The 3,090-nt window shown below is 69.7% G+C and carries 3 protein-coding genes; 2 read left to right on the top strand and 1 reads right to left on the bottom strand.

Annotated elements, in window-relative coordinates:
* Window positions 1-638, top strand: a 638-nt coding sequence (locus AC07CM_RS02750; protein WP_478874514.1) for a DUF5753 domain-containing protein, incomplete at its 5' end; no start/stop codon positions are given.
* The gene (locus tag AC07CM_RS02745) at window positions 610-888 is read left to right on the top strand and encodes a DUF397 domain-containing protein (protein ID WP_478874513.1); all 279 of its coding nucleotides are present in this window, start codon (window positions 610-612) and stop codon (window positions 886-888) included. The genes AC07CM_RS02750 and AC07CM_RS02745, both read left to right, overlap by 29 nt.
* On the opposite strand, the gene AC07CM_RS02740 is transcribed toward AC07CM_RS02745, so the two are convergent.
* Entirely contained in the window at window positions 878-2,926 is a 2,049-nt protein-coding gene (locus AC07CM_RS02740) for an NAD(+) synthase (protein ID WP_478874512.1), read from the bottom strand. The genes AC07CM_RS02745 and AC07CM_RS02740 overlap by 11 nt on opposite strands.
* Between the last annotated feature and the right edge of the window lie 164 nt (window positions 2,927-3,090).

Raw genomic sequence — 3,090 nt, 5'->3', positions numbered from 1 at the left:
GGCATTGTGAGGATGTGCGGAGGGCGCGGCGAGGGCCGCATGCCGCCTACTTCGAGAAGGCTTTGGAAGCGGAGAAGCACGCCGAGTCGATCGAGTTCTGGTCGCCGAGTACCTTGCCTGGGCTGCTGCAGACAGCGCCCTACGCACGTGCGCTGGTCCATTCCGCTCATCCGTCCGCCTCGGACGAGTGGGTCGAGGAGAAGGTGCGGGCGCGGCTTGATCGCACCCGCCTCTTCGAGGACGATCACGCGGTCCCGGAGTACTGGGCCGTCCTGCACGAGTCGCTGCTCATGGACGCCGTCATGTCGCCCGAGGACATGGCTGCACAGCTCGACAGCATCGCCGAACTGGCGGACCGGCGCCGAATCGTTCCGCAAATCGTTTCGCGGAGGAGCGGCGCGTATCCCCTCATGGCCGCCTCCATCATGATCATGACTTTCCCGGATGCCCCGCCGCTGGTCTACACCGAGGCGTCCTACAGCGGAGACACCATCGATGATCCGGCTCTCGTGAAGCAGTATCGCAAGGCATACGATCGGCTCAGGGCCGTCGCGCTGTCACCAGGCACGTCCCTCGCCATGATCAAGGCAGCCGCAGAGGATTACCGAAATGGCAAGCGACCGGATCGACTTGAGTGACGCGCTCTGGCTCAAGAGCAGCTACAGCAATGGCGATGGCGGGGAGTGCGTCGAAGTGGCCAGCGACTTCCCCGGCGCCGCCCTCTGGCGCAAGTCCAGCTACAGCAACGAAGACGGCGGCAACTGCCTAGAAGCAGCCCACAACATCCCCGGCCTCGTCCCCGTCCGGGACTCCAAGACCCCGGACGGCCCCGCTCTCATCCTCAGCGCCGCCGCCTGGGCCCCCTTCGTCGAGGCGCTCAAGTCGTAGGGTCGTCGAACCGGGCCAAGTCCCGCAGCCAGGCCCGCGCGTTGCTGTCCGACGGTGCCCGCCAGTCGCCGCGCGGGGACAGCGAACCGCCGGCCGAGACCTTCGGCCCGTTCGGCATCGCCGAGCGCTTGAACTGCGCGAACGCGAAGAAGCGGCGGCAGAAGACCTCCAGCCAGCGCCGGATCTCCGACAGGTCGTAGGCCACCCGCTTGGCCTCCGGGAAACCGGGCGGCCAGGCACCGGCCTCCGGGTCGTGCCAGGCGTGCCAGGCCAGGAAGGCGATCTTCGACGGCCGGAAACCGTACCGCAGCACGTGGAAGAGCGTGAAGTCGTGCAGCGCGTACGGCCCGATCTTCGACTCCGTGGACTGCATCTCCTCGCCCGGGACCAGCTCCGGGCTGATCTCGGTGTCGAGGATCGCGGCGAGCGTCTCGCCGGTCTCCTCGTCGAACTGCTCGCTGCTGATGACCCAGCGGATCAGATGCTGCATCAGCGTCTTCGGCACGCCCGAGTTGACGTTGTAGTGGCTCATCTGGTCGCCCACGCCGTACGTGGACCAGCCGAGCGCCAGCTCCGACAGGTCACCGGTGCCGAGCACGATGCCGCCGCGCTGGTTGGCGAGCCGGAACAGGTAGTCGGTGCGCAGCCCGGCCTGCACGTTCTCGAAGGTGACGTCGTACACCGGCTCGCCGGACGCGAACGGGTGGTCCATCTCCTTCAGCATCAGCCGTGCGGTCGGCGTGATGTCCAGCTCGGCCGCCGTGACGCCGAGCGAGTTCATCAGCTTGTGGGCGTTGTCCTTGGTGTGGTCGCTGGTGGCGAAGCCGGGCAGGGTCCAGGCCAGGATGTCACTGCGCGGGCGGCCCGCGCGGTCCATCGCCCGGGCGGCGACGATCAGCGCGTGCGTGGAGTCCAGGCCGCCGGACACCCCGATGACCACCTTGGGGCCACCGATCGCCGCGAGCCGCTGCTGGAGGCCCTCGACCTGGATGTTGTACGCCTCGTAGCAGTCCTGGGCGAGGCGGTCGGCGTCGGCCGGTACGAACGGGAAGCGCTCCAGGCGGCGGCGCAGCCCCAGGTCGGTGAGCGGCGGGTCGAGCTCGAAGGAGACCGTCCGGAAGTCACCGGTCCGCGCGCTGTGCGTACGGCGGTTGTCGTCGAACGTGCCCATCCGCTGCCGTTCCTGCCGCAGCAGGTCGAGGTCCACGTCGGCCACCGCGTGGCTGTCGCCGAGCGGGAACCGCTCGGTCTCCGCCAGCAGCAGGCCGTTCTCGTAGACCATGGCCTGGCCGTCCCAGGACAGGTCGGTGGTCGACTCGCCGAGGCCGGCCGCCGCGTAGACGTACGCGGCGAGGCAGCGTGAGGACGCCGAGCGGCACAGCAGCTTGCGGTCCTCGGCCCGCCCGACCGTGATCGGGCTGCCCGAGAGGTTGACCAGGACGGTGGCGCCGGCGAGGGCCGCCTCCGCGCTCGGCGGCACCGGAACCCACATGTCCTCGCAGATCTCCGCGTGCAGCACGAGACCAGGGACGTCCTCGGCCGTGAACAGCAGGTCCACGCCGAAAGGCACGGTCTCGCCGCCGACGCGGATCGACCCGCCGCGCTCGTCGGCGCCGTCGCCGATCTGCCGGCGCTCGTAGAACTCGCGGTAGTTCGGCGGGTACGACTTGGGCACGACTCCGAGGACACGGCCGCGGTGCACGACCACCGCGCAGTTGTAGACCCGGTTGCGGTGGCGCAGCGGGGCACCGACGACCAGGACCGGCAGCAGCCCCGCCGACCCGGCCACCACCTCCTGGAGCGCCTCCTCGACCTGGTCGAGGAGCGCGTCCTGCAGCAGCAGGTCCTCGATGGAGTAGCCGCACAGCACCATCTCCGGGAAGACGGCGACGGCGACTCCCTCCTCGGCGCACCGGCGTGCGTGGCGCAGGACCGCTTCGGCGTTGGCGTGCGGGTCCGCGATGACGGTGTGACCCGTACACGCGGCGACGCGCGCGAAGCCATGCTGATAGATCGACCAGAAGTTCAACGGAGGCACGCGCCCAGTGTAATCGTCAGAGCGACGCAATGGGGGCGGGGGGGGGGGGGGGGACCCCCCCCCCCCCCGCCACCCCGAGGCCCGCGGGGGAAATCGTAACCGGACCAACAACCCCTGGGCGAGGAAACGCACCCGGCACCGCCCTCGCCCCCCCCCCCCCCCAA

This window comes from Streptomyces sp. NPDC044061, from assembly GCF_056434305.1.
The sequence above is the reverse complement of the archived record's forward strand: the minus strand, read 5'-3'. Positions and strand labels throughout refer to the sequence as shown.

Excerpts from the sequence above, each read along its gene's own strand:
- AC07CM_RS02745 (WP_478874513.1), top strand. The coding sequence starts at position 610 with ATGGCAAGCGACCGGATCGACTTGAGTGACGCGCTCTGGCTCAAGAGC.